General features: G+C 42.9%; 26 protein-coding genes. 16 read left to right on the top strand and 10 right to left on the bottom strand.

Annotation, left to right across the window (positions count from 1 at the left end):
• The first annotated feature begins 142 nt into the window (after positions 1–142).
• The 3 genes from GVY04_00750 (at position 143) to GVY04_00740 (ending at position 2,613) form a co-directional block, all read left to right on the top strand.
• A complete protein-coding gene (locus GVY04_00750) occupies positions 143–994 on the top strand; it encodes an alpha/beta fold hydrolase (protein ID NBD14704.1) in 852 nt (283 codons plus the stop codon).
• A gap of 78 nt (positions 995–1,072) precedes the next feature.
• Positions 1,073–1,537, top strand: a complete 465-nt coding sequence (gene psbQ / locus GVY04_00745) for a photosystem II protein PsbQ (GenBank protein ID NBD14703.1) — start codon at positions 1,073–1,075, stop codon at positions 1,535–1,537.
• A complete protein-coding gene (locus GVY04_00740) occupies positions 1,534–2,613 on the top strand; it encodes an FAD-dependent oxidoreductase (GenBank protein ID NBD14702.1) in 1,080 nt (359 codons plus the stop codon). Before psbQ ends, GVY04_00740 begins: the two co-directional genes overlap by 4 nt.
• Positions 2,614–2,715: 102 nt before the next feature.
• On the opposite strand, the gene GVY04_00735 is transcribed toward GVY04_00740, so the two are convergent.
• Together GVY04_00735 and petC are read right to left on the bottom strand one after the other, a co-directional pair.
• Positions 2,716–3,702 (bottom strand): apocytochrome f, encoded by a 987-nt coding sequence (locus tag GVY04_00735; GenBank protein ID NBD14701.1) that lies wholly within the window; start codon positions 3,700–3,702, stop codon positions 2,716–2,718.
• Positions 3,703–3,755: 53 nt separating this feature from the next.
• The gene (gene petC, locus GVY04_00730; protein ID NBD14700.1) at positions 3,756–4,295 is read right to left on the bottom strand and encodes a cytochrome b6-f complex iron-sulfur subunit; all 540 of its coding nucleotides are present in this window, start codon (positions 4,293–4,295) and stop codon (positions 3,756–3,758) included.
• Positions 4,296–4,677: 382 nt separating this feature from the next.
• Between petC and clpS the strand changes: the two genes are divergently transcribed.
• From clpS to GVY04_00685, 9 genes are all read left to right on the top strand, one after another.
• Entirely contained in the window at positions 4,678–4,980 is a 303-nt protein-coding gene (gene clpS / locus GVY04_00725) for an ATP-dependent Clp protease adapter ClpS (GenBank protein ID NBD14699.1), read from the top strand.
• Between the two features lies 1 nt (position 4,981).
• Complete coding sequence (locus GVY04_00720) at positions 4,982–5,272, top strand: metal-binding protein (GenBank protein NBD14698.1); 291 nt, start codon at positions 4,982–4,984, stop codon at positions 5,270–5,272.
• Between the two features lie 593 nt (positions 5,273–5,865).
• Complete coding sequence (locus GVY04_00715; protein ID NBD14697.1) at positions 5,866–6,891, top strand: hypothetical protein; 1,026 nt, start codon at positions 5,866–5,868, stop codon at positions 6,889–6,891.
• Between the two features lie 571 nt (positions 6,892–7,462).
• Positions 7,463–7,978 (top strand): DUF4168 domain-containing protein, encoded by a 516-nt coding sequence (locus tag GVY04_00710; GenBank protein NBD14696.1) that lies wholly within the window; start codon positions 7,463–7,465, stop codon positions 7,976–7,978.
• 72 nt (positions 7,979–8,050) lie between these two features.
• Positions 8,051–8,701, top strand: a complete 651-nt coding sequence (locus GVY04_00705) for a hypothetical protein (GenBank protein NBD14695.1) — start codon at positions 8,051–8,053, stop codon at positions 8,699–8,701.
• 176 nt (positions 8,702–8,877) lie between these two features.
• Positions 8,878–9,507, top strand: coding sequence for a hypothetical protein (locus GVY04_00700; GenBank protein ID NBD14694.1), 630 nt, complete (start codon positions 8,878–8,880; stop codon positions 9,505–9,507).
• 238 nt (positions 9,508–9,745) lie between these two features.
• Positions 9,746–10,420, top strand: a complete 675-nt coding sequence (locus GVY04_00695; protein NBD14693.1) for a response regulator — start codon at positions 9,746–9,748, stop codon at positions 10,418–10,420.
• Positions 10,389–11,729, top strand: a complete 1,341-nt coding sequence (locus GVY04_00690) for a two-component sensor histidine kinase (GenBank protein ID NBD14692.1) — start codon at positions 10,389–10,391, stop codon at positions 11,727–11,729. The genes GVY04_00695 and GVY04_00690 overlap by 32 nt, the downstream gene beginning before the upstream one ends.
• On the top strand, positions 11,726–12,622 hold the full coding sequence (locus tag GVY04_00685) for a hypothetical protein (GenBank protein NBD14691.1): 897 nt from the start codon (positions 11,726–11,728) through the stop codon (positions 12,620–12,622). The genes GVY04_00690 and GVY04_00685 overlap by 4 nt, the downstream gene beginning before the upstream one ends.
• Positions 12,623–12,921: 299 nt before the next feature.
• Here GVY04_00685 and GVY04_00680 read toward each other — a convergent pair whose 3' ends face one another.
• Entirely contained in the window at positions 12,922–13,824 is a 903-nt protein-coding gene (locus GVY04_00680) for a LysR family transcriptional regulator (protein NBD14690.1), read from the bottom strand.
• A gap of 99 nt (positions 13,825–13,923) precedes the next feature.
• Between GVY04_00680 and GVY04_00675 the strand changes: the two genes are divergently transcribed.
• The gene (locus tag GVY04_00675) at positions 13,924–15,009 is read left to right on the top strand and encodes an aldo/keto reductase (protein NBD14689.1); all 1,086 of its coding nucleotides are present in this window, start codon (positions 13,924–13,926) and stop codon (positions 15,007–15,009) included.
• Positions 15,010–15,284: 275 nt separating this feature from the next.
• On the opposite strand, the gene GVY04_00670 is transcribed toward GVY04_00675, so the two are convergent.
• Positions 15,285–16,406 carry a site-2 protease family protein gene (locus tag GVY04_00670; GenBank protein NBD14688.1) on the bottom strand — a complete coding sequence of 374 codons (1,122 nt, stop codon included), beginning with the start codon at positions 16,404–16,406 and terminating at the stop codon, positions 15,285–15,287.
• 219 nt (positions 16,407–16,625) lie between these two features.
• Here GVY04_00670 and GVY04_00665 point away from each other — a divergent pair, with 219 nt between their 5' ends.
• Entirely contained in the window at positions 16,626–16,814 is a 189-nt protein-coding gene (locus tag GVY04_00665) for a CPXCG motif-containing cysteine-rich protein (protein NBD14687.1), read from the top strand.
• Positions 16,814–17,143 carry a nucleotide pyrophosphohydrolase gene (locus tag GVY04_00660; GenBank protein NBD14686.1) on the top strand — a complete coding sequence of 110 codons (330 nt, stop codon included), beginning with the start codon at positions 16,814–16,816 and terminating at the stop codon, positions 17,141–17,143. Before GVY04_00665 ends, GVY04_00660 begins: the two co-directional genes overlap by 1 nt.
• A gap of 57 nt (positions 17,144–17,200) precedes the next feature.
• Here GVY04_00660 and ruvC read toward each other — a convergent pair whose 3' ends face one another.
• Positions 17,201–17,734 (bottom strand): crossover junction endodeoxyribonuclease RuvC, encoded by a 534-nt coding sequence (gene ruvC / locus GVY04_00655; GenBank protein NBD14685.1) that lies wholly within the window; start codon positions 17,732–17,734, stop codon positions 17,201–17,203.
• Positions 17,735–17,887: 153 nt separating this feature from the next.
• Between ruvC and GVY04_00650 the strand changes: the two genes are divergently transcribed.
• A complete protein-coding gene (locus GVY04_00650) occupies positions 17,888–18,919 on the top strand; it encodes a hypothetical protein (GenBank protein ID NBD14684.1) in 1,032 nt (343 codons plus the stop codon).
• 184 nt (positions 18,920–19,103) lie between these two features.
• On the opposite strand, the gene GVY04_00645 is transcribed toward GVY04_00650, so the two are convergent.
• The 5 genes from GVY04_00645 to GVY04_00625 form a co-directional block, all read right to left on the bottom strand.
• Positions 19,104–20,462: an MFS transporter gene (locus GVY04_00645; GenBank protein ID NBD14683.1), complete on the bottom strand. Its 1,359-nt coding sequence runs from the start codon at positions 20,460–20,462 to the stop codon at positions 19,104–19,106.
• A 208-nt stretch (positions 20,463–20,670) separates the two neighbouring features.
• Positions 20,671–21,468, bottom strand: a complete 798-nt coding sequence (locus GVY04_00640; GenBank protein NBD14682.1) for an ABC transporter permease subunit — start codon at positions 21,466–21,468, stop codon at positions 20,671–20,673.
• Between the two features lies 1 nt (position 21,469).
• Positions 21,470–22,441 (bottom strand): ATP-binding cassette domain-containing protein, encoded by a 972-nt coding sequence (locus GVY04_00635; protein NBD14681.1) that lies wholly within the window; start codon positions 22,439–22,441, stop codon positions 21,470–21,472.
• A gap of 197 nt (positions 22,442–22,638) precedes the next feature.
• A complete protein-coding gene (locus GVY04_00630; protein NBD14680.1) occupies positions 22,639–22,917 on the bottom strand; it encodes a DUF2470 domain-containing protein in 279 nt (92 codons plus the stop codon).
• The gene (locus tag GVY04_00625; GenBank protein NBD14679.1) at positions 22,910–23,668 is read right to left on the bottom strand and encodes a cobalt-precorrin-6A reductase; all 759 of its coding nucleotides are present in this window, start codon (positions 23,666–23,668) and stop codon (positions 22,910–22,912) included. The genes GVY04_00630 and GVY04_00625 overlap by 8 nt, the downstream gene beginning before the upstream one ends.
• Positions 23,669–23,764: the final 96 nt, after the last annotated feature.

Below are 23,764 nucleotides of genomic sequence, written 5' to 3'. Positions count from 1 at the left end.
CGAATGGCTTATGTGTAGCCTAAGAAAATGTGAGTCTCAACCGCATCGAGCGGTATCGACTCACCCGCTTTCCTCCCCCACCTGTTCCGAGGTGGGGGAGTCCCACGGATCTTTTGTTGAAGAAAGTTACCTTCTAAAAGCAATGACTCAGATCGAAACACAAACCCTTAACATTAATAATCAACAATGGTTCTACCGCCGAGCCATTCCCAGAAATGAAACCCAAGACACTCCGATTGTCTTCTTACATGGCCTTCTTGCTCATAGCTATTGTTGGCGAGTGCTTTTGGAGGATATTGCAGAGGCGGGACTGACGGCGTATGCACCGGACTGGTTAGGAGAAGGCTCATCGGCAAAACCCTCACCACGAGAATTTTCCTACCAACCGTCTGCTTTAATCACGGCGCTGGGAGAATTCTTGAGCGCTTTAGATTTATCTCGATTTCATTTGGTGGTACAAGGCTTTGTCGGCTCTGTGGGCTTGCAATATGCCTTTCGTCATCCCGAACAAATTGAGCGTTTGGTCATCCTCAACACTCCCCTCGCTGCTTCGGTGCGCTTGCCTTGGCTGATGCGGCAATGGGCATTTCCCTTAATGGGAGAGATGTTAACTCAAGACCCGTTACTAGTGGATCGCACCTTAGAAAAGGGTAGCGGTTATGTGATCTCAGAGGAAAATTTAGGGATTTATCGAAAACCGTTTCTGCAAAACTCGCAAGCGGGGCGTTCTCTTGTCGCGACCATCAAAAACTTAAATTTGCCCAAAGCCATGGCAGAAATTGAAGCGGGATGGAGCACTTGGGAAAAACCCACCCAAATTATCTGGGGGATGAACGATCCGTGGTTATCTGCTGATGTCCCAGGCGCGATCGCGCAGGAAAATAAAAACGTTCGTCTCGCCAAATTAGAAGAAGCCAAGCATTATCCTCAAGAACATTGGTCAGAGGAAATCAGCCCGATTTTACTGACTTTTCTTCGTCAACAAATCGTTTAGACACTTCAGGACAAGACCCGCAACTTGGTATCCTGATAATCAAGAAAACAAAAACAATTTATTAAAGATTTAACAATCATGCTAAACAAACGAGCTATTTTATCGCTATTACTAGCTGTTGTCGCAGTCATTCTGGTGAGTTGTGGCGGTGCCAATAACAATACACCTCCCCCAACCTATAGCAGCGAACAAATTGAACAAATTGAGCGTGCTGCAACCCCAGTCAAACAAGCCCGCAAGCGGCTCACTGAACTTGAATCGCTTCTGAAGCAAGAAAGATGGTCTGATGCGTCTAGCTTACTCCATGGACCGCTAGGAGGGCTGCGTCGCGAAATGACTTACGTAACTCGTAATCTCCTTGCTCAAGATCAAGAACCCGCCCGGAACTATGCGAAAAAGTTATTTCAAGACTTGGAAGAAGTTGATTTAGCTGTCCAAAAAGAAGCCTATTCGCGAGCGTTACAAAACTATGATCAGGCGCTAAATGATTTTGATCAATACCTTAACCTGCTGCCGGAAGCGGAGTCGGGTGAAACAACATGAAGCGGGTCTTAATTATTGGCGGTGGGATTGTTGGCGCAACCATCGCCTACGAACTCAGCCAAACCGATCAGTTTGCAGTGACAATGATTGATCGAGATGAACCGGCGCAAGCTTCAACTGGAGCAGCACTGGGCATTTTAATCGGGATTAGTAGCCAAAAAACAAAGGGACGAGCGTGGCAACTGCGAGAAGCGAGTATGCGTCGGTATCCCCAGTTATTACAAGAATTGACTCAACAAACCGGGGAGACAATTCCTCATCGCCAAGGCTTGATTAATCTTTGCTTTTCCCAAGAGGAGATGGAACAATGGCGGGAACTAGCAAATTTACGGCATTCCCAAGGCTGGCAATTAGAACTTTGGGAGGTTGAACAACTGCAAACAACTTGCCCGGATTTGAATACCACGGGGCTTGTGGGAGCAGTTTATTCCCCTCAAGATTTGCAAGTTCATCCCCGACCGTTAACCCAGACCCTGCTCAAAGCTTGTCAGCAAAATGGCGTGAATTGTCATTGGGGGGTAGAAGCAACCGGGGTTTCTGTCAGTCAAACTGCAAACGGTTCCCAGGATTACACGGTCCAGACCAATCGGGGCAATTACGAAGCAGATACCCTGATTATTGCAGCTGGGTTAGGGTCATTTCCCCTCACCCGGGAACTCCAACAACCGGTAACATTAAAACCGGTTTTCGGGCAAGCAATGCGCGTTCGCCTCCCCAGCAGTTTGACCTTATCCTCAGTGGTGACAGGAGATGATGTTCATCTCATTCCCTTGGGAAACCAGGAGTATTGGGTCGGTGCAACCGTGGAATTTCCCGATCAACCCGTAAATACTCCCCTAGACAAGGTATGGGAACAAGCAGTGGCATTTTGTCCGGCTTTAGCCGCCGGAGAAATTTTGGAAACGTGGTCGGGTAAGCGACCGCGACCCGAAGGACAAGCTGCGCCCGTGATTGAATATTTAGAGGGATACGAAAATGTGATTGTTGCTACAGGACATTACCGTAATGGGGTGTTACTCGCGCCGGCAACGGCAGAACAAGTAAAAGCGATGATGTTTAACGTGAGTTTGAGATGAGGAAAAGGACAGTTTCTCGCTAGAGAGAGCAAGGGAGCATAACGCCAATAATAAAGACAGGCGTAAAGCCTGCCTCATTCGGTTCACTAATTCAGGAAAACCTTAGAAATTCATTTCTACCGCTTGGACTCTTTCCACCTGTTTCTTCTTCAGAACCAGCAGGACTTGTGCCAGCATAATCGCAGCAATAAATGCCATTAAACCTTTAATCCGGGCAGGACTTTGTAAAACGATTTCACTATCTTCCTGGCCAAAACCGCCAACGTTTGGATCAGTCGTTAAAGCCTGTCCTTTCTCGATTTGATCTCCTTCGGAAACAATCAATTCAGGACCCGGAGGAATGGTTTCCATCACACTTTCTTCTTCACTCACCTGAATAGTGACGTTGTAGCCAAAGCCACTATCTTCAATGGCAGTGATGGTTCCGCCTTTGCTGGCATTATAAACGGTGTTATTACTTTTATTGCCAGCCGGATAAACTTGTCCGCGACCCCGGTTTGCTCCTAAATAAATGGGATATTTACCAAAATAAACATCACTATTGCCATTGGGATCCGGAGATAAAACCGGGAAGGTGATTTCTTGATATTCGTTTCCGGGTAAGGGACCGACCAAGACAACATTTTCTAACCCTTCTCGGTAAGGCTGGAAGAAGACATCTCCCACTTTTTCCTTCATTTCCTCAGTCATCCGTTCGGGCGGCGCAATTTGAAAGCCTTCTGGAAGCATTAAAACAGCACCGACATTGAGGTCTCCCTTGGAACCATCCCCTAAAACTTGTTGGGTATCGGTGTCATAGGGAATATGAACCACCGCTTCAAAGACGCTGTCAGGGGCAACAGAAAGAGGAAGTTCCACTTCTGCTTCTTTCTCGGCGAGGTGACAGTTGGCGCAAACAATACGACCCGTGGCATCACGAGGATTTTCTGGAGCCGTTTCTTGTGCCCAGAATGGGTAAGCCGCAGCACTTTGCGGAAACAAAGCATCACTGGCGAAAAAAACAGTTAGGGTGGCAAAAACGATACAAAGTAGCGAGGTGAGAAAACCCTTCGTTTTCTGGGTAAACGCTTGCCAAAAAGAGTTATTCATTGGTTTCTTTTTTTATACTCGACTCGGTTGCTTTTTAATGAAAAAGGGAAGATTTAAGTCCACCAGGGTTCTTGGTTCGTGCGGAAATCCGTTTCTTCCCAAGGCGTGAATACGATTTTACCGTCTTCATTAAGATCAGAATTAACGAGCGCTAAAGACAAGGGTGCCGGACCGCGAACGACTTTTCCTTCAGCATTGTATTGTGAGCCGTGGCAAGGACAAATAAATTTCCCTTCGCTCGCGTTCCAAGGAACCACACAGCCTAAGTGAGTACAGACCGCGTTTAAACCGTAGCTGGCGATTTCTTCATCTTCCGTAACAATAACGTAAGTAGGATCGCCTTTTAATCCTTGTGCCAAAGCGCGATCGCCAGCAGGATGCTTCTCCAAAAATTCGCTTGCAATAATATCGTTACCTAATTCGTCTTTAGCGGTTGTACCAGCGCCGGCACCACCAGCAGAAGGGGGAATAAAGTAGCGAACTACTGGATAGAGTGCGCCGAGAGCAACTCCGGTAATCGTACCGAAGGTTAACAGATTCATGAATTGTCGCCGCCCCATACTGGGGGCTTCTTGCTGTTGTGAAATTGTCATTGTTTGGTGTTTCTCTCTCCCAGACTTAAGATTAATCCTTTTTTATCGAGTAGTTCTCTCAGACCAAGGTCGAACGATTCCTGAGTGCTACGTTAACGTTCGCAACACAGCCTTAAATATTGTAAACTACCTCTAGCAATACAATCTAACAAAAAATATCACCGCATTACCCCGATCACATTCAAATGCCATAACAAGATAATGAATTGTGAGCTGACTTAAAAATGTGATACTGTAAAACCAATAGTATTAAATGTATCTGAAAATAAGGACTTAGCCTAGTTAAAAACTCGGATAAATCCAAGGTCCCTTAGTTGTATTGAAGATTAGGAAAAACTGTCAATATCATAGGGGAGAAGTTTTTTACTGGCAAAAGAAGGCAATGATACAAGCAACAGCTTCCCCAATTCAAGCTCCTGAAAAAAACAAAGAAACTGTTCGTACCGGATATCCTAATTACAAGGTGATTGTTCTTAATGATGATGTGAATACTTTTCAGCACGTTGCTAACTGCTTAATGAAGTATATTCCAGGCATGACCAGCGATCGCGCTTGGAGTTTAACTGAACAAGTTCATAACGAAGGACAAGCAATTGTTTGGGTGGGTCCTCAAGAAGCAGCAGAACTTTATCACCAACAACTTCGACGAGAAGGTTTAACGATGGCTCCTTTGGAGAAAGCATAACATGGGGGATTCTTCGCAAGGACGATTAGTTTGGAATCACTCCACCCACATTGAGGGATTAATTCCAATTTTAGAAAGGCTAATTACTCACCAGGGGATTCATACAGTGACTCCTGGTGTGATTAGTCGCGCTCGCAGCAATTGTCAGCAGCTCAAACTAAGAGTATCAGTACCAATCCGAGGCGGATATAAGGTAATTGCTCGCCACGGCAAAAGTGTACAAGAAGTATTTATTATTACTGATTTAAATCAAGAAGAATTAAAACGCGCAATCAGCTCTTCAATTCGATGATTGTGTTAGCTGAGGGAGTGCTTTCCTAAATAATGAGTCGTCTTAATCCTTAAGCCGCAAGGATTTGGTCCTGATTGACAGACAATAGAACCCCGCTATAGTACTAGTTATAAGTGTTTTGTCAGTCAACCAGGGATTTGGACTTGAAAAAAAACTTAATACTTACTATCACGATTGGTGTCATTCTTTATTTTTTTGACACAAGTAAAAATAATATTATATAATTTCCGAAACAATAGTTTATTATTAACTAGCTGCTAAGGAATTTAGCAAATTCAGTATTTCTAGCTAGAAAATTATAATCGCTTACTTTTTCAATTATGGAATTTATAAAATATTAGCTCAATTCACCCGGGTTAGGATTAACTTCTTTCCTGACCGAGCCAAATAATTATAAGTTTTTTCTAAATTAGTTAACTAACTTATGCTACTTTAAGTATTGTTAATTGAACTCTTACTATAACGATTCCAAGCTTACAGTTTTCAGGGAATTTATGATAATTGATCAACCATTGCTAAGTATGATTTAGTATTGTTTATTTCCTGAGAAGAAAAGGTATTTTTAATCAGAGTCAATATTTAGAGGAAGAATGATGAAATCAAATAGTGGAGACGTTACTCAAATTAATTCTACTTTCCAGAAACCTTGGTGGAATCGTCCACTTTGGGGAAATCAGAGTATGTGGGAACGATTAACCAGTGTTTTTATTCGAGAAACAATTCCTGAAAGTAGTATTTTTCTTCATGATCGCGCTTTAGCAAAGCTACAAAAAATTACTCCCTTAATCGAAGGATTATATGATGACAAATTTGGCCACCCGGAATTTATTTTACTGTTGAAAATTCGTGCTGCTCTTAACCAAAACTCCGGAGAATATCACGGATTAAAAGAAAAGAGTGAAATGCTGCAAGCTGCCTTGGAAGCAAAAGATAGTTTTTTAAAAGTAGAGTCAACTGAATTCCAATATCGGAGTTATAGTCAGCAGAATTTTTATCAAGAAATATTTAAATTACTTGAATCACTTGAACAAAAAACAATAAGTGAAGAGTTTGGTCAAGCTGTGGAAAACTTAGCTGAAAGTACAGTACAGAAGCTCAAAACAGAAGAGGGGGCGCAAGCGATTCGAGCTTATTCACAAGAATTACAAAACTTATCTTCTGGACACAGATTAGCCTTACGATTACTCTATCTTTTTAAGCGATATCAATTAGCTGACTTTTCTATTTTACAGAAGATATCTGACTTAGTATTAACGTTTAGCAAAAAGGAATTACATCACTCTAAACAAATTTTTATAGAGATTAAACTAAACTATAGTATCTTTGAAAAATTGGGAACAATTATTGGTATTACAAGTCAAAAAAATAATCCTGATACCTACACAAAAATTATTCGCTACATTGCTTTAATGGAAAAACATAAAGATTCATACTCTCAGTTTAAACGATTATTATATCACCTTAAAGAATGGAAGGAACCTTATGAGCACCTGGCGACACTGCGTGATGAGTATCCTTCCAAATTGTATAAAATACCCAAAACGTTTCGTGAAAAAGTCCCCGGTATTGAAATGTATGAAAGATATCAATCTTCTCTGTTTCTTCTTGATGAAAGTTAATACATACCAATTCTTGAACTCCTAAGTGTGAAGGTAAAGCAGAGAAATATGGTCGTGAATTTCCAGTGATTAACCGATGGCTGCCAATTTCCCAAAAATCTTCTTGTTATGGGTTCAAAGGAAGAAAACTCGACCTACCAGAGAGTAGAAATGTGCCAACTGTGGGACTAGCCACGACAGAGATGTTAATGTAGCCAAAAAGATAGTGTCGGTATACCCTACCGCCACTAAAAACCGCACAATTGTAATTCAAATGCAGTATTAATATTGTTTTTTATTAAAAATTAATTGCAATATATTTTTTATTAGAATTGATTTAAATCAATACAACTCAAGCAAGCCATTGCTGCTTATAAACACTGATCAATTGTTAATCAGACAGCTCTGAAAAAAATCAACACAGAAAAATGGTCTCAGGTCAGTTGGCGTTACTTTCATTGGTTTTCTCTTCGTCGATTATTGTTGCCTTCTCAAATTCTTCACATTCGTTGTTTAAGGTAAATGGTTAGGTAAAGGTTAAAAAGCCTTGCTTTGAAACTTTTGCCCTTAGCACAGATTATTGGAGTATCCGATGAAGTACCTTTCTATCCTGGCAGGAGCAACAGCATCTGTTTTCTTGCTGGCAGGTCAAACTGCAACCCTAGCACAACAACAAACTCCAGCAGAACAAAATAATCCTACTGTTACTCCTGAGCAAAACACTTCTATCGAAGTAAATGATGAAGAAATTCAAAGCTTTGCGAGTGCCTTTAAAGTGGTCCAAACAATCCAAGATGAATCTCGCCAGAAAATGGTAGAAGCGATCGAGGAACAAGGACTAACGATCAAAGAATATAATGAATTGCTGCGACAACAACAGCAGCCTGAGAGTAGCGATTCAGAAGCATCTAATGTCAGTGAAGAGAAGCAAGAACAGTTTCAGCAAGCTGATGCTCAAATCGAGCAAATTGAACAAGATGCACAAGCAGACATTGAAGCAGCCATTACTGATGAAGGTTTACAGATAGAACGGTTTCAGGAAATTTGGATTGCAGTGCGACAAGATCCAGAACTTCAGCAGCAAGTCAAAAATTATTTGGAAAATTAAGCTGCTTACGTTTAATAATCCCCAATTAATTGACCTATTAACTAATTGAACTAAATTTCAAGGAGAACAGTTATGAGAACTCAACTGATTGCTTTATTACTAGCAACTTCAATTTTCCCTTTATCAGCTTGTGCTGGTGGTGGTGGTGATACTGAATCTCCTGATTCAACCGTAGAAGAATCACCTACAACTGAAGAGTCGATGCCGGAAGATTCAGGGATGACTGAAGAGTCGATGCCGGAAGATTCAGGGATGACTGAAGAATCGATGCCGGAAGATTCAGGAATGACTGAAGAATCGATGCCGGAAGATTCAGGAATGACTGAAGAGTCGATGCCGGAAGATTCCAGTATGGCTCCTGAAGACGAGTCCGGGATGACTGGAGAATCGATGCCGGAAGATTCAGGAATGACTGAAGAGTCGATGCCGGAAGATTCCAGTATGGCTCCTGAAGGCGACTCTGGTATGACTGGAGAATCAATGCCGGAAGATTCAGGGATGGCTCCTGAAGGCGACTCTGGTATGACTGGAGGAGCTACTGATGAGTTAGGTGGAGAAAAAAGTATCGAGGAAACTCCTGAAGACTCATCTACTCAAATGTCGACAGAAGATGAATTTGACTTCAGTACAGAAGGCGAATCTGAAGTTTCTGGAGAAGCTACTGATGAGTTAAGTGAAGACACAGGCTTCAAGAAGGCTCCTGAAGATTCTACTGCTCAATAGGATCAATCCAGAATCTTAATGAGGGGAACTCATTCCCTCTTGTTAATTAATCCAACCAATCTTTTGCTTGAGCAGAAGAGAAACACTTCAGCCAAAAAGGGTCAGTGAGTCTTAAAACTCATCGTTCTTAGAATAATCACACAAACCGTACCCAACTAGAATTCAAGGAGAAACTTATGAAAGCTCAACTAATCGCTTTATTACTAGCAACCTCAATTTTCCCTTTATCTACTTATAGAGCTGAGGCGCAAGAAGGAGAAACGACTTCTCCCCAAGTGGCATCAGAAACAATGACTGAAGATTCTGGTGCAGAAAGTACATCTGAAATGACTGGGGAAGCGCCAACGGAAGAAGAAACTGCTCCCTATTCAGAAACGGATACCGGCGCTGAAATGGAGTCGGCCGAGGATATGACGGCTGAAGATGAAACCACTCCGGCCGAAGATATGACGGCTGAAGATGAAACCACTCCGGCCGAAGATATGACGGCTGAAGATGAAACCACTCCGGCAGAGGATATGACGGCTGAAGATGAAACTACTCCGGCCGAAGATATGACGGCTGAAGATGAAACTACTCCGGCAGAGGATGTGACTGCTGAAGATGAAACCACTCCGGCAGAGGATGTGACTGCTGAAGATGAAACCACTCCGGCAGAGGATGTGACTGCTGAAGATGAAACCACTCCGGAAGAAGAGGTTGCAGAGGAAGAACAACCTGGCACAACGGGAGGATTCGTACCTGTGAATGAGGAACCCTCTGAAGAGACAGAAGAAGGAAAACAACCAGAGGAAGCACTCCAATAATTCTCTGAATCAATGGTTCTAGTGGGGAATTCATAACCTCTAATCAATGAATTCCCCTTTTGATCAGCTCACACCATAAAAGACTTAGATGTTTATGAGCTTGCAACTTGATGAAGAACATTAAAACTACTTTGATGGACTTCAAGAGTTGCAAGACTTCCTTTATTTGCATTGAAGAATAGAAGATAATATTTTCTACTCACTCGTTCTCAAGGAACAACAGGGATTAGGAAATACCATGAAAATTTTAATTGTTGAAGATGATGAACGCCTCAGTGAAGCCGTTGCCGAAGATCTCAGCGATCAAAACTATGCCGTGGAAGTTGCAGACAATGGTCTAACCGGTTTTGAACTTGCCAGCACATTTCATTACGATCTAATTTTGCTAGATATTATGCTTCCGCAATTAGATGGGATTACCATCTGTCAGCGTTTGCGTTCTCAGGAGAATACCACTCCAATTTTGATGTTAACGGCTCGGGACACTACAACCGATAAAGTCGTTGGGCTTGATGCTGGGGCAGATGACTACCTTGTTAAACCGTTTGAGCTCCAAGAGTTAGCAGCTAGAACTCGTGCTCTCCTACGTCGCCATCAAACTAATTTTTCACCTGCTTTAACTTGGGGACCCCTGAAACTAGATCCAAATTCTTGTGAAGTTACTTATGAAGAATCTCATTTATCCTTGAGTCCAAAGGAGTATCGTCTGCTGGAGATGTTTTTGCGTAGTGGCCGTCGTGTTTTTAGTCGGACTCAAATTTTAGATCATCTCTGGGCATTTGAAAGTTGTCCCGAAGAACATACTGTGCGAGCCCACATTAAGGGATTACGACAAAAGCTAAAATTAGCAGGAGCACCGCCTGATTTCATTGAGACCGTTTATGGTTTGGGATATCGTCTTAAAGAAATGTAAGTTTCCGCCTCGCTCACCAGTGAGTGATCTGCACTGGCGATTATTACTTTCTTATCTGGGAGTAATTAGCGCCATTCTTGCTCTTTTTGGGAGTGGAACTTATATATTGGTCAGTCATAGCTTCTACCGGCAACTGGATAAAAAATTACTGACTCTGGCACAAGCGGCTACTCCGTTTCATACAAAAGTGCAGCAAAGAGGAAGTGAGTATCTCAATAGTGTTGATGAAGTCCCTTGGCGAGATATTTTTAATCGCGATCACCAAAGTCTAGAGTGGTTTGATCCTCAAGGACGTTTACTCGCAACTCGCGGACAATTGACTGTTGATGCCCTTCCTAAAACGGGAACACAAACGCAAAAAATTGAATCTTCTCCCCATAATATCCGTTCCTATACAATTTCAGTCTTTCGCGATCGCCCGACTTCTGACCAGCCTAGTTTAGAAGGGTATATTCGCGCCTCTCAATCGACCGAAGAATTACAAGCTTCTCAACAACAACTGCTTTGGGGGTTGATTACTGGGGGTACAGTGGCAGTCGGATTTGCCGCGGTTGGGGGAATTTGGTTAACCCGCAAAGCGCTTGCTCCCCTTGAAAAAAATCTCAAGCAACTCCGGCAATTTACTGCTGATGCGTCTCACGAACTCAGAAGCCCTTTAGCTGCAATTAAAAGCTCTGTGGAGGTAATGCAAAATCACCCTGAGCGTATTCATAGTAAAGATATTAGGAAAATAACGGCAATTGCTAGTGCAACCGAGCAAATGAGTCGCCTCATTGAAAATTTACTGTTTCTTGCTCGTTCTGACGCGACCCAAACCCCTCCCATTCATTCTTGGCGACCGATTGACATCGAAGAAATGCTACAAGATTTAGTAGAACTATTTGAACCGATGGCAGAAGCAGAAGGGATCACACTTGAGTGCAAAATACATGAAGATGCAGTTGTGGTCGGAGATAGCGATCAGTTGCATCGTTTATTTGCTAATTTACTACGAAATTCCCTACAATATACTCCAGAAGGTGGCTCAGTGACGATTTGCCTGACTCGTACTCATCGTCTTTGCCAAGTGAGTTTCCTTGATACCGGAGTAGGGATTGCGCCAGAAGCACAAGCATTAGTTTTCGAGCGATTTTGGCGGGCTGACCCCTCGCGGTCACAACGCAAACAGGGTACGGGCTTGGGTCTTCCCATTGCCCGCGCTATTGCACAACAACATGGTGGTAAAATCACATTGACTTCTAACCCCGGTCAAGGCAGTTGCTTTACTGTTTACTTGCCCATAACTCAGTCTGTCTTTTCTAAAAAATGAGTTTTACTCCTCAACAGACCTCTGATGGTTCTTACACGTTCTTATCTCCTGAATTTGAGGAAACTTTCCATTCGTTACGGGGCGCAAAAGAAGAAGCCCAAGAAAAATTTATCACGCCCTGTCATTTGGCCGAAAAAGCGCAACAACAATCTCATCTCAAAATTCTTGATATTTGTTATGGGTTAGGCTATAACACTGCTGCTGCAATCCAAACGATTTGGCAAGTTAATCCTGATTGTCATTTGGAAATTATTGGTCTGGAATCCGATTGGCAAGTTGCTCAGGCGGCAAGCGAACATAGATTGTTAAATCTTTGGTCATCTCCGATTCCAAAGTTGCTAGCCATCTTAGCCCAACAACAGTTTCTAGATCGCTCTAAGATCAAAGCTAAGTTGCTAATTGGAGATGCAAGAAACACCATTCAAGTGGTAATTCAAGAGGGTTTTGTTGCAGATGCCATTTTTCTAGATCCATTTTCCCCCCCACATTGTCCGCAACTTTGGACGGTAGAATTTCTAGCTTTAGTGGCTCAATGTCTAGATGTTTCAGGACGCCTTGCCACTTATTCTTGTGCAGCAGCAATGCGAACTGCTTTGAATTTAGCAGGACTCTCTTACACTTCAACAATGGGCATGAATCGTCGTTCTACGGTTGCGAGTTGGAACTCTAAGGACTTATCCCCTTTATCGCAACTCGATCTAGAACATCAACAGACACGGGCTGCAATTCCCTACCGTGATCCTAATTTAGATGCTTCAACTGAGACGATCCTGAAGCGTCGTCAAAAAGAACAACTGACGAGTACTTTAGAAGCAACGAGTCAATGGCGTAAACGATGGCGCAATCAACTTGCTGCTTCTCCTAAAACCGGGTATCAAGATCCGCAAAATTAAACACATCTCCTTTGTTACATGAACGGTTAAACTTGCCTTATTTGAAAAACATCGTTTCAAGTGAGAAGACTTCTGTGATCGCGAAAATCAAAGCCTCTCAACTGATGGGACGCTTTGAGGGAAGTTCCCACAAACTTGGCAACTCAAGAACGATACTGAATCAGTAAAGTTATTATACAACAAGCACTGACAAGCAGAATTTCTATAATCGTCACAATATTTTCGTAATCATTAGGATCTCAATAAGAAATTGGGCTGTGAAATCGCCAGTCAGTGAAGGGAAAAATCTAAGTTCTTACTTAAACAAAGTTTCCAATTGCGATGAATTCACGGCGCAACCATTGTAGAGCCGGGTCAGCATTCATCCGTTTTTGCCAAGCTATTGCAATATTAAAGGAGTCTAAAAAGACTGGCGGCGGAAAGGTTTTAAGAGCATAGTCCGAGGCAAGACGAGTCGCGACTCTTGTTGCCAAGGTGACCACTAACTCGGTGGATGCAACTACTGCTGGAATCGCCAAAATGTGAGGCAAGGTAATCTGAACATGGCGTTCTAAGCGGTGTGGGGTTAAGGCAAGATCGACATTACCTGTGACACGCCCGCGACTGGAAAGCAGTGCATGATTTTCTTGAAGATAGTGTTCGAGCGTCAGTTCGCTTTGAATGCGGGGATGGTTTTCTCGTACTAGACAAGTAAAGGTTTCTGGGAAAAGGGTCTCTGTACATTGACACTCTCTCAGCGTCCAAGCATCGGCTAAGGCTAGATCAATTTTGGCTTCTTGCAAGAAGGTTTCTGGTGGGTGACCGATCTCTAAAATTTCAATATCAACCTGAGGCGCGATCGCGTGTAAACGTTTCATGAAATGAGGAATTAAAACAAATGACCCATAATCGTTCGTGGCAATGCGAAAGGTGCGCTGGGCTGTACTGGGATCGAAAGATGTTGGCGTGGCAATGGTCTGTTCAATTTCGGCGAGAATGGCTTGAATCGGCTCTACTAACTCCTCAGCGCGGGGCGTTGGTACCATTCGTAACCCCTCTCTTACTAAAATCGGATCATCCAAGGCTGTTCGGAGACGGTTCAGGGCAGCACTGGTTGCGGGTTGGCTGAGATTTAATCGCTCGGCAGTTTTTGAAACACTTCGCTCGATGAGCAGAGCCTGAAGTACCACCAAGAGATTCAGGTCAAATGTTCGTAAATTCATTGAATAAATAAACTCTATTTATACTATTGATTTGAATTATAAACCGACTCTCGCTATACTCAGAACAATCCATGTTCAGACAATCAGGAGGGATCGGCAATGAACCAGCCCTTAACGCAACTCAATCACTATCGCTTGCTGGGAAACTCAGGATTGCGAGTGTCGCCAATGTGCTTGGGTACGATGACATTTGGTACCGATTGGGGATGGGGAACCGATTTAGAAGAATGTCGTCGAATCCTTGATTTGTATGCCGATCGCGGTGGCAATTTCATTGATACGGCAAATGTTTATACCAATGGCAGCAGTGAGCGTTTTTTAGGAGAATTACTGCAAGGACGGCGTGATCGCGTTGTTTTAGCGACAAAATATTCCCTCAACACTGATCCCACCAATCCTAATGCCGGCGGGAATCATCGTCGCAGTTTAATCCGAGCGATCGAAGATAGCCTGCAACGACTGAATACAGACTACATTGATTTGTATTGGCTTCATGCTTGGGACTACCGCAGCCCAATTGAAGAAGTGATGCGCGCTTTGGATGATTTAGTCCGTCAGGGCAAAATTTTACAGATTGGACTTTCCGATACCCCGGCTTGGGTGGTTTCCGAGGGAAACGCGATCGCGCAACTGAGAGGATGGACGGCTGTTTCTGCGATTCAGGTGCATTACAATCTCGTAGAACGGACTTCAGAAGCTGATTTGTTACCGATGGCTTGGCAGCATAATATTGTTCCCTTGGCTTGGTCGCCCTTAGCAGGGGGAATTTTATCGGGAAAATATACTCGTGAGGATTTAGAGAGTCCAAGTACTGCGAAAGACGGTTCAGAACGAAAAGGTTTAACCCAAGCCGTTGGCCAACTTAATGAACGGAGTTTGCAAATTGCAGATGTGGTGAAAAGCATTGCGAATGATATCGGTCGTTCGCCGAGTCAAGTGGCATTAAACTGGCTTTTGCAACAACCCAGTCAACCGCTTCCGATTATTGGGGTGCGGAAACTTTCCCACTTAGAAGATAATTTAGGAGCATTAGATTTTACTCTCGATTCCGAGCAACTGGAACGCTTAAATCAAGCCAGTGCTTTTGCAATGCCGTTTCCTCACAACTTTATTGAGTTGGAGATGTATCATGCAGTTGTTGATGGCGAGAGCGCGATCGCGTCTGGTTTTAGTGTTTATCAATAAAAAACGGCAGTTGCTCAATGTCGGCAAGCGGGAATTCGTCCAGCAATGATTACCGGCGATCATCCCCTCACTGCTCGCGCGATCGGATTGCTCATCTGCTTTGGCTTTAGCACCCTGATGTTTGTTTGGATCGAAGCGGATCTTCATAGTGATATCTCGTTATTCCTAAAACTATTATGGAAGTGTCAAAGAACAGCTCCAGCAAATAAGTTGGGTTCATACAGACAGAGCCCAACTTAAATCAATCACTATAGCATCATAAGAGCACACTCATGCTAAGCCGCTTTTAGGTCTTCTTGACGTTCTTCTAGAAATTTAGCAATTCCAGACTTTTCGATTAATCCAAAGACAACGCCATTGTCGCCGATGACTGCAACTTCATTTTGCTTGTTCTTTTCAAACATCATCACGACTTCTAACAATGATTGTTTCGGCTTCACTGAATCAACGTCCTGAGATTTTGCTAACTCGCGAACGGTTCGTTGATTCCATTCCGAAGTAGAAATAATTTTTAGGTCATCAACGTTGAGTTGACCAATTAATTTTCCTTCTTCATCGGTAACGAGAAATTTACGCCATTCGCCTTTGCCAATAACATATTCATTCACAAACTCGCGTAAAGTTAAATCAGCAGAAACAACTGGGCTATTTTGACTCACTGCTTCCTCAGCGGTGAATCGACTTAGCTTATCTTGCAGGGTTGCTGATTGGGCAGAACGACCCGCATTTTGTAGTAAGAAAAAGCCAATTAATGCTGTCCAGATGCTACCAAATTCTGTGATTCCAAAGACAGAAAAGACACCTAAAATAATCGCAATCCAGCCAAGAAACTGACCGACGATGCTAGCGATAAAAATACCGCGATATTGATTGCCGGTGATTTTCCAAACAATTGATTTCAAGACGTTACCCCCATCAAGCGGTAAGCCTGGAATCATGTTAAATAGGGCAAGGATGAGATTAACCGTAGCGAGTAATCCGACCACTGCTGTTAACGGTTCAGAGAGAGGAACGGAAAGGTTAACAAATGTGAATACACCAAATAAGATAAGGCTGACAACCGGTCCCGCGATCGCGACGAGGAAGGCGTCTCCCGGACTTTTAGACTCTTCTTCTAAACTGGCCAATCCGCCAAAAATAAACAGCGTAATCGAATTAACCTTAATGCCTTGTTGAATCGCAACGAAGCTATGTCCTAATTCGTGCGCTAAAACTGAAGAAAAAAGGAGTAGCGCTGCTGCTAATCCCAATAACCAAGGTGCAATCCCTGCTAGCTGGGGAAAGTTTTGTAATTGGCTGCCATAAACCCAGGTAACTAGCGTTAGCACTAGAAACCAAGAAGGGTTGACATAAAAGGGAATTCCAAATAGATTACCGACACGGATATTATTATTCATTGTTGATTCCTTGCTTTCTCATGCAATTACTTATAGCGTAACAAAATGTTAAGAATAGAAAGATTTAACTTTGGTGTAAAAGCCGTATTTGTCTGTTCGGTCAGCTGCTAAAATTTAGTGACTTTTCGTTATATTTCTCTCAAAAGATAGAGATACCACTCACTTTCAGTTAGTTGAGTCTAACTATTAATCTATCTTAAATCTGATCAAAAATCTATCATGGAAAATAGTGCTGAATTTATTTGTGCCTTTTGTGGCGAAACCAATCCGACATTTATTGATATTAGTGCTGGCAGCCAACAAAGTTATGTTGAAGATTGTCAAGTTTGCTGCAATCCCAATGTTCTCTATATCAGTGTTGATGAAACTACCTTAGAGGTGGATATACAAAGTGACTGCGAAAGTTAATGGAAAAACAATATTATAAACTGGTGCGCGATCAAATTCCTGAAATTATTAAAAACTCAGGCAATCAGTGTGAAACAACAATTCTCTCTGATCACGAATATCAAAAAGCGCTACGTCAAAAACTCATTGAAGAAGCAACAGAAGCAGCAACCGCTTCTCCCGAAGAATTAGTGCAAGAACTCGCTGATTTATACGAAGTTATCGATGCGCTGATTGCTGTAACAGAAATTGATAAGGCAACAATTCTTTCCCAGCAGAGAAAACGACGAGAAGAACGAGGAGGATTTTCAGCAAAAATTCAACTGATCTCAACATTTATTAATAACTAACTGCTTATTTTCATAATCCATGTGATGTGATCCTTTCTAGAATTAGAAATTGAATTCCTAATAATGATACCAAGCAGTGAGAGCAACCGCTAAGGCATCTGCTGCATCATCCGGTTGAGGCGGAGAAGAGAGATTGAATTCGCGAGTAATGGCAGTTTGCACTTCTTGTTTGTCTGCTTTGCCGTAGCCAGTGAGCGTTTGTTTGATTTCCGGGGGACTATATTCCAAATAGGGAATCTCATTTTGTCCAATGACCAATAAAATGACACCTCTGGCTTGGGCAACAGCAATGGTGTTTCCCATCCGGTAGAAAAATAACTTTTCAATGGCAACCAGATCCGGTTTGAATTCAGCAATCACACTCTGTAAGTCTTCATAAATGGTTGCTAATCGCTTTTCCAAAGCTTGCTTAGCAGGAGTTTCAATTACACCAAAGTCAACGAGTTGCACTGAGTGATCACTGTAACAATAATTGTCCCTAAGTTTCTTACTTCCTGTGACCACTGATGTTGTCATTTTTGCAGCTTTAAAGCAACCAAACCCCAAAGTTGCTAGCCCTGGATCAAGTCCGAGAATTGTTAATGAAGTCATAACTTGATTCTAATTCTCTAATTCCGCTTCCTTTTGTGGCCCTCTCGTTCTTTGAGAAAGATATGCAATAAATTTGCCAAAGCAAAGTTAAAATGCGATAATTTTTCAGCAATCAACTTTTTGAAAACTATTCTTAATTAAGGAGATATAATAATGAACCAAAAAATTAAACTCTGGGTTGGTATTGGGGCCTATGTTTTAGCGGGAACTTGTGCTGTCACTGCGCCGGGTCATGCTACAGAAGCAGTTTCTTCTTCCTCGACTGAAGAAATGACCCAATTTATTGCTCAGAATAGTGAAGAAAGTGAAGGTGGCGAAGGCTTTACCCCCTATGATCCTTACGGTGGTGAAGGCGGTGAAGGTGGCGAAGGCGGTGAAGGTGGCGAAGGCGGTGAAGGCGGTGAAGGCGGTGAAGCCAGTGAAGGCGGCGAAGCTAGTGAAGGCGGCGAAGCTAGTGAAGGCGGCGAAGCTAGTGAAGGCGGCGAAGCTAGTGAAGGTGGTGAAGCTAGTGAAGGCGGCGAAGCCAGTGGAGGCGGGGAAGGTGGTGAAGTTGGCACCAATGCCGACTATATGACGAATATTCGCTTAATGAAAGGTCATCTAATCGCTGGACTTGAGTTGTATATGCGCGGTGAAGGAGAAATGGCACAAACTCACCTTGACCATCCAGCCGAGGAAATTTTAAGTTCCCTTTCTCCGAGTCTAGAAGAAAAAGGACTTTATCGCCCCGTTGATGAAGCTCTCACCCGCCTCAGTGAACTAGCAGCCAGTGGTGCTTCAGAAACAGAAATTAAACAAGCTTATGAAGAAACAATGGGAGTCCTTACTGAAGCGGAAAATGTTGTTCCGACTAGTGAGCGTCAGTCACCCGAGTTTTTAGGACAAGTGATTTCGACACTTATTTCTACGGCAGCGGCAGAGTATAAAATTGCCTTGCAAGGAGAAACATTTACCGATATTCCTGAGTATCAAGATGGGAGAGGCTTTGTTGCCACAGCGCGAGAGTTACTTTACAACAGCGCTGAAGAAATGGTGCAAATGAATCCAGAAGGATACGCAAAATTATCAACGATGGTGGGAGAGATTTCTGCGGCTTGGCCAACGATTATGCCACCCTCTCAACCTGTCTTTAGTGCAGAAGAAGTAACCCAGATGGCACAAGAGATTGAAGCAATGACGAAGTAAAGATTCCTGCTTCATGATTGAAGGTCAGTCTTTGTTCGTCTGAATAATCTTCTCGGTTGGGTTAAGAACTGTGTAACCCAGCCGATTCATCAATTGATATGGTATTGCTAAAAAACGCTGTAAAGAAGCAAAAATCCCCTTCACCGAGTGAAAAGGTGATTTTTGCTTTGGAGATAAACATGATTTAATGAACCGAGTGGGTCGCAGCTTGAACTGTAGTTTGCGTCTGAGATCGAGTAAGAACCACAACCCAGCAAGCAACCATCGCTACTGCTAAGATAATGACATAAGGTAGAAACATTTCGAGTCCTAAACCTTCGGCAACGTTTCCAGCAAGCCAAGGGAAAAGTGCTTTTCCTAAACTGCTCAAACTCGCAATAAAGCTAATGGATCCCATGAGCAGATGAGCAGGAACCATACCAGAGAGAAAGGCAAAGCCGGTCGGTAAAATGGGACCGAGGCAAAATCCAGTTAGTAATAAACCAAAGCCACTGGTCAGGCTCAAGGTGATTAAATTAAAGATCAATAGTCCACAGACTACACCAATCAAACAGGTATTGATGATACATTTACTACCTAACTTATGCGCCAGTGGTGCAATGGCAACTCGCCCGACAGTTAGCCCTAACCAATAACCACTCACCAGCCAACCGGCTAACTCACTATTTTCATGGCGATACTCAGTGAGAAAACTGTAACTCCAATGACCTAAACTGATTTCTGTACCAGCATAGAAGAGTAAAAAGAAAGCAAATAACCAGACAAACCGATATTTTAGCGGGCTTTCTGAGGGAGTATGATCAGCATTGGTTTGAGTTTCAATTTTTCCCTGATCTGCTTGGGTAAAAATTCCCCGAATACTCATTAACAGAGAAATACTAATGGCAGCAAACCCTAAATAGATAACATTCCAACTGAATTCAGCTGCTAAAAGTTGAGAGGCGATAAAAGGACTCAGTAAGGCACCTACACCATAGAATGCATGAAGATAGTTGAGGAGAGCCGTTTTATTAGGAAACTTTGCTAAATGAGCATTTAAAGCTGCTTCGAGAATGGCTGCTCCAAAGCCGAGTAGCAAAGGCACACCAAGCAAAATATAAAGGGGCGGCTGCAAGCAAAAAATTAATATTCCACCGAGAAAACTGATTTTTCCCAGTAAGAGAAATTTGACATTACCTAACTTTCGGGAGAGAAAGCTACTGTTTAAAGCAGCAATGAGATAACCAACTGAACCCGCGAGAAAAGCACAGCTGAGTGTGGTTTTATCCACATGATAGTAACTGCCCCAACGGGGGAGTAGAATACCGATGACAGCATCGTTGGCGCCAATGAGAATAAACGTGAGAAAGGCAAAACCAATTTGTAATTTCACTCGCAAGCTTTTGACGATTGGATCAGGAGCCATTTGTAAAATTTCGTTAAGCTCCTTCTCATCTTCGATGTCTCTTATCGTATCCTGATCATAAGTAGACGTCGTAAGTTGTTCTTCAAGAGTTACCTCTGATGAAAGTTGAGTTGGGGGATCTAGCTCAGCGGCGGTCATAGAACAAAATCCTTAAATTGTTATGGAATGTTAAGTCTCCACACATTCTAGGATCTCTATGCCTTTACTGTCTCGCTTTTAAGGAAGGCAAACGATAAGTTTTTTTCGAATCTAACCTTAAATTTCATTGACAGAAGTAAGGGATTGTTAAAATTATTAAATAGCTCTGTAAATTCAAGAGATTACAGAACCATTTTGTTGTGCCAACTTATGAGTTGTCACCACGGAAGACGGCAATTGACTGAGCAGTAAGAAATAGCCCTAAGACAATGTAGCTGGCAAAAACAACGAGACTACTCGTATCTAACAGGCCTTGTACTAAAGTTTCATAATTAGAAATTAGAGAGATATGTTCTAAGGCGTCTCCCAATGGTCCACTAACCCGATTGGCAATCAAGTCAGTTACCCATAAGAATAAGACGACAGCAAAGGTAATAATTGCAGCAAAAACGGTATTGTCAGTTAAAGAAGAGATAAACATTCCTAAAGACAGAATCGAGGCTGCTAATAAAATTAATGCTCCGTGAGCGAGTAACGGAACAGCTGGGGGAACAGAGGGACTGGCTGCACTAAAGATATAAATTTCATAGCCTAACAAAGGGATGATCATCACAATAAAAAAAGCTAAAACGCCCAAAAGTTTTCCCAGGGCAACAATCCAATTGGTGATGGGAGAAGTCGCAATCAGTTCGAGAGTACCGCGCTTTCGCTCTTCAGTGTATAATCCCATCGAAAGGGCGGGGAGAATAAACAGAACTAATGACCCTAAAAAACTGAAGTAGTAGGTGAGAAATTGATAGGCTACATCAATAGGAGGGGCGGGAATTCCCAATTCTTCTCGTTGGGTCACTTGTTGGATAATACCTTCCGGTCCGAGCAAGATTGAAACAAAAAAGAACCCAGAGATCAACCAAAAGACCGCAGTAATCAAATAGGCGAGAGGAGAGGTAAAATAACTGCTTAACTCTCGACGAAAAATGGCAAGGAGGTTATTGAGAAGAATCATCTTAAGTCTTGGCTTTTGAGTGGGTTGTTGTAGCCGGTTGATCTTGAGCCGTTAATTCTAGGAAAACATCTTCTAGGGTAGGTTTATCTCGTTGCATTTCGTAAAGATGCAATCCGGAATTAACAACAACTGTGGCAATTTTATCGCCCGGTTCGGTATGAGGTAGACAAGTCACTTGAATTTGAGATCGTTCTTGATTTTCTGATTGAGCAATTTGAACAGAAGAAACCTCGGGCAAAGCGTTTAGGGTCCCTTGAACCAATTCGGTATTGCCAGCAACAGTGAGGGTATACCCTCCTCCCTTTGCTAACTCTGTCATGAGATGCTCAGGAGTATTTGTTGTGACAAGTACACCATTAGCAATGATGCTCACGCGATCGCTGATCATGTTGACTTCGGACAGGATATGCGTTGAAAGAATAATGGTATGGTCACCCGCCAGACTTTTAATCAAGTTTCGCACCTCAATCATCTGCCGGGGATCCAGTCCAATGGTCGGTTCATCGAGAATAATCACTGGCGGATCATGAACAATGGCTTGGGCAATTCCCACTCGTTGCCGGTATCCTTTGGAGAGTTTACGAATGAGGGTATTGCTTTTCTCTTCGAGAAAACACCGTTCAATGGCACTTTTCACTTGCCTGGCGCGATGGCGACGGGGAACGCCTTTAATTTGTGTAACAAACTCTAAAAACCCCTTCACCGTCATATCCAAGTACAACGGTGGACGTTCAGGTAAATAGCCAATCCGTTTCCGAACAGCAAGGGAATCGCGATGGACTTCGTATTCCCCTACTTTTGCAGTGCCACTGCTTGCCGGGATATAGCCCGCTAAAATGCGCATAGTTGTAGTTTTTCCTGCGCCATTAGGACCCAAAAAGCCTAAAATTTCACCTTCTCGCACGGAGAACGTAACATCCTTGATTGCAGCGGTAGTCCCAAAAAACTTACTCAGATTTTTAACTTCGATCATAGACTGTCATTAGCAAGCAGTGAGCAGTTACTGTACTTGTATCATTCTCATGTTGTACTTCCACCAGCTAAAAAGCTCGATATTAATTGTACATTCCATTGATTACTTCAACTGCACTTTTGCTAAGCCATTTATGTGGAAGTTTAAGGGATTTGACAAAAGGAAAAATGCTGGTTACTCATTTTTGGCAGCTTGCACTAGCTTTGTTTCGCTTGTTTCACCATTGCAATGAGGGTATAGTGAGCATCTTCTGAATCTTGTAGGGGATGATCAAAAAGAATCCTGATTGGAACGGAACTTTCGCCAACCGTGGCGGATAAATCCATGCCAGCAGTGTCTACCGAATTTAAAATTGCTGATTCCGCTTCAGGCATCTTGCCAAATGTTTGGGCATAAAGTAGGACTGCATCACGGTGATCTTCATTCATGTGTTGACAAATTCGATCGCTGATTTGAGGAGTTAAGGGATCAGCCATATTCCTGACAAAAGTGGACGACGTCTTCTAGTGTACTGGTTTTCTTGGGATAAGCAAGGTGAGGTCGGTCAATAATAATTAAGGGAATATTGAGGGCTTGAGCAACTACTTGTTTGGTAGCTTCTCCACCCGCACGTCCCGAAGCTTTCGTAACGATTAAGGAAATGTCCCACTGTTGACATAGGGCTTTTTCTAGGTCATAACTGACCGGGGGACGAAGGGCAATCAGTTGTTTATGAGTAAACCCTGCTGCTAAAGCTTGTTCCAAAGAAGTCACCGTCGGTAGAATACGAGCAAAGAGTTGGGCCTTTTGATGCCACGATTGAAAAAGAGGGAGGGCTTTATAGCCAACGGTTAGTAACACCCGCTGTTGGTACAGATAGTTACCATTAATGAGCGTTTCTAGACAATCTACAATCCGAGTGTGAGATTTGTTTTCTAAAGATAAGATCGGGCGTTCGTAGCGTAAATAGGGAAGATTGAATTGAGCGGCTAACGCGATCGCGTTTTGGGAAACGGCAACTGCATAAGGATGTGAAGCGTCGATGATTTTTGTGATCCCATAGTGTTGAATCAATTCTCTCATTGCCTCTGGGGACAAAGCCCCAACTTTCACCGTAATTCGATCAGATTGAGGATACAGCGCGATCGCTGCCTCTGTCGTTACACTCACCAGACAACGATAGGCATGTGCAATCAACTGCTCCGCAATCATTGTGCTTTCACTTGTCCCACCAATCAACCAAATCACTAATGACGAATGACTAACAACTAATGATCAATTAAAAAAGGGTCAACCGAAATGGTTAACCCGTTGCAGCTTGGGAACGCGCAGTAAAGACGTTTT

Source organism: Cyanobacteria bacterium GSL.Bin1, from assembly GCA_009909085.1.
In the GTDB taxonomy this organism is placed as follows: domain Bacteria; phylum Cyanobacteriota; class Cyanobacteriia; order Cyanobacteriales; family Rubidibacteraceae; genus Halothece.
This window is presented reverse-complemented; position numbering and strand designations above follow the sequence as displayed.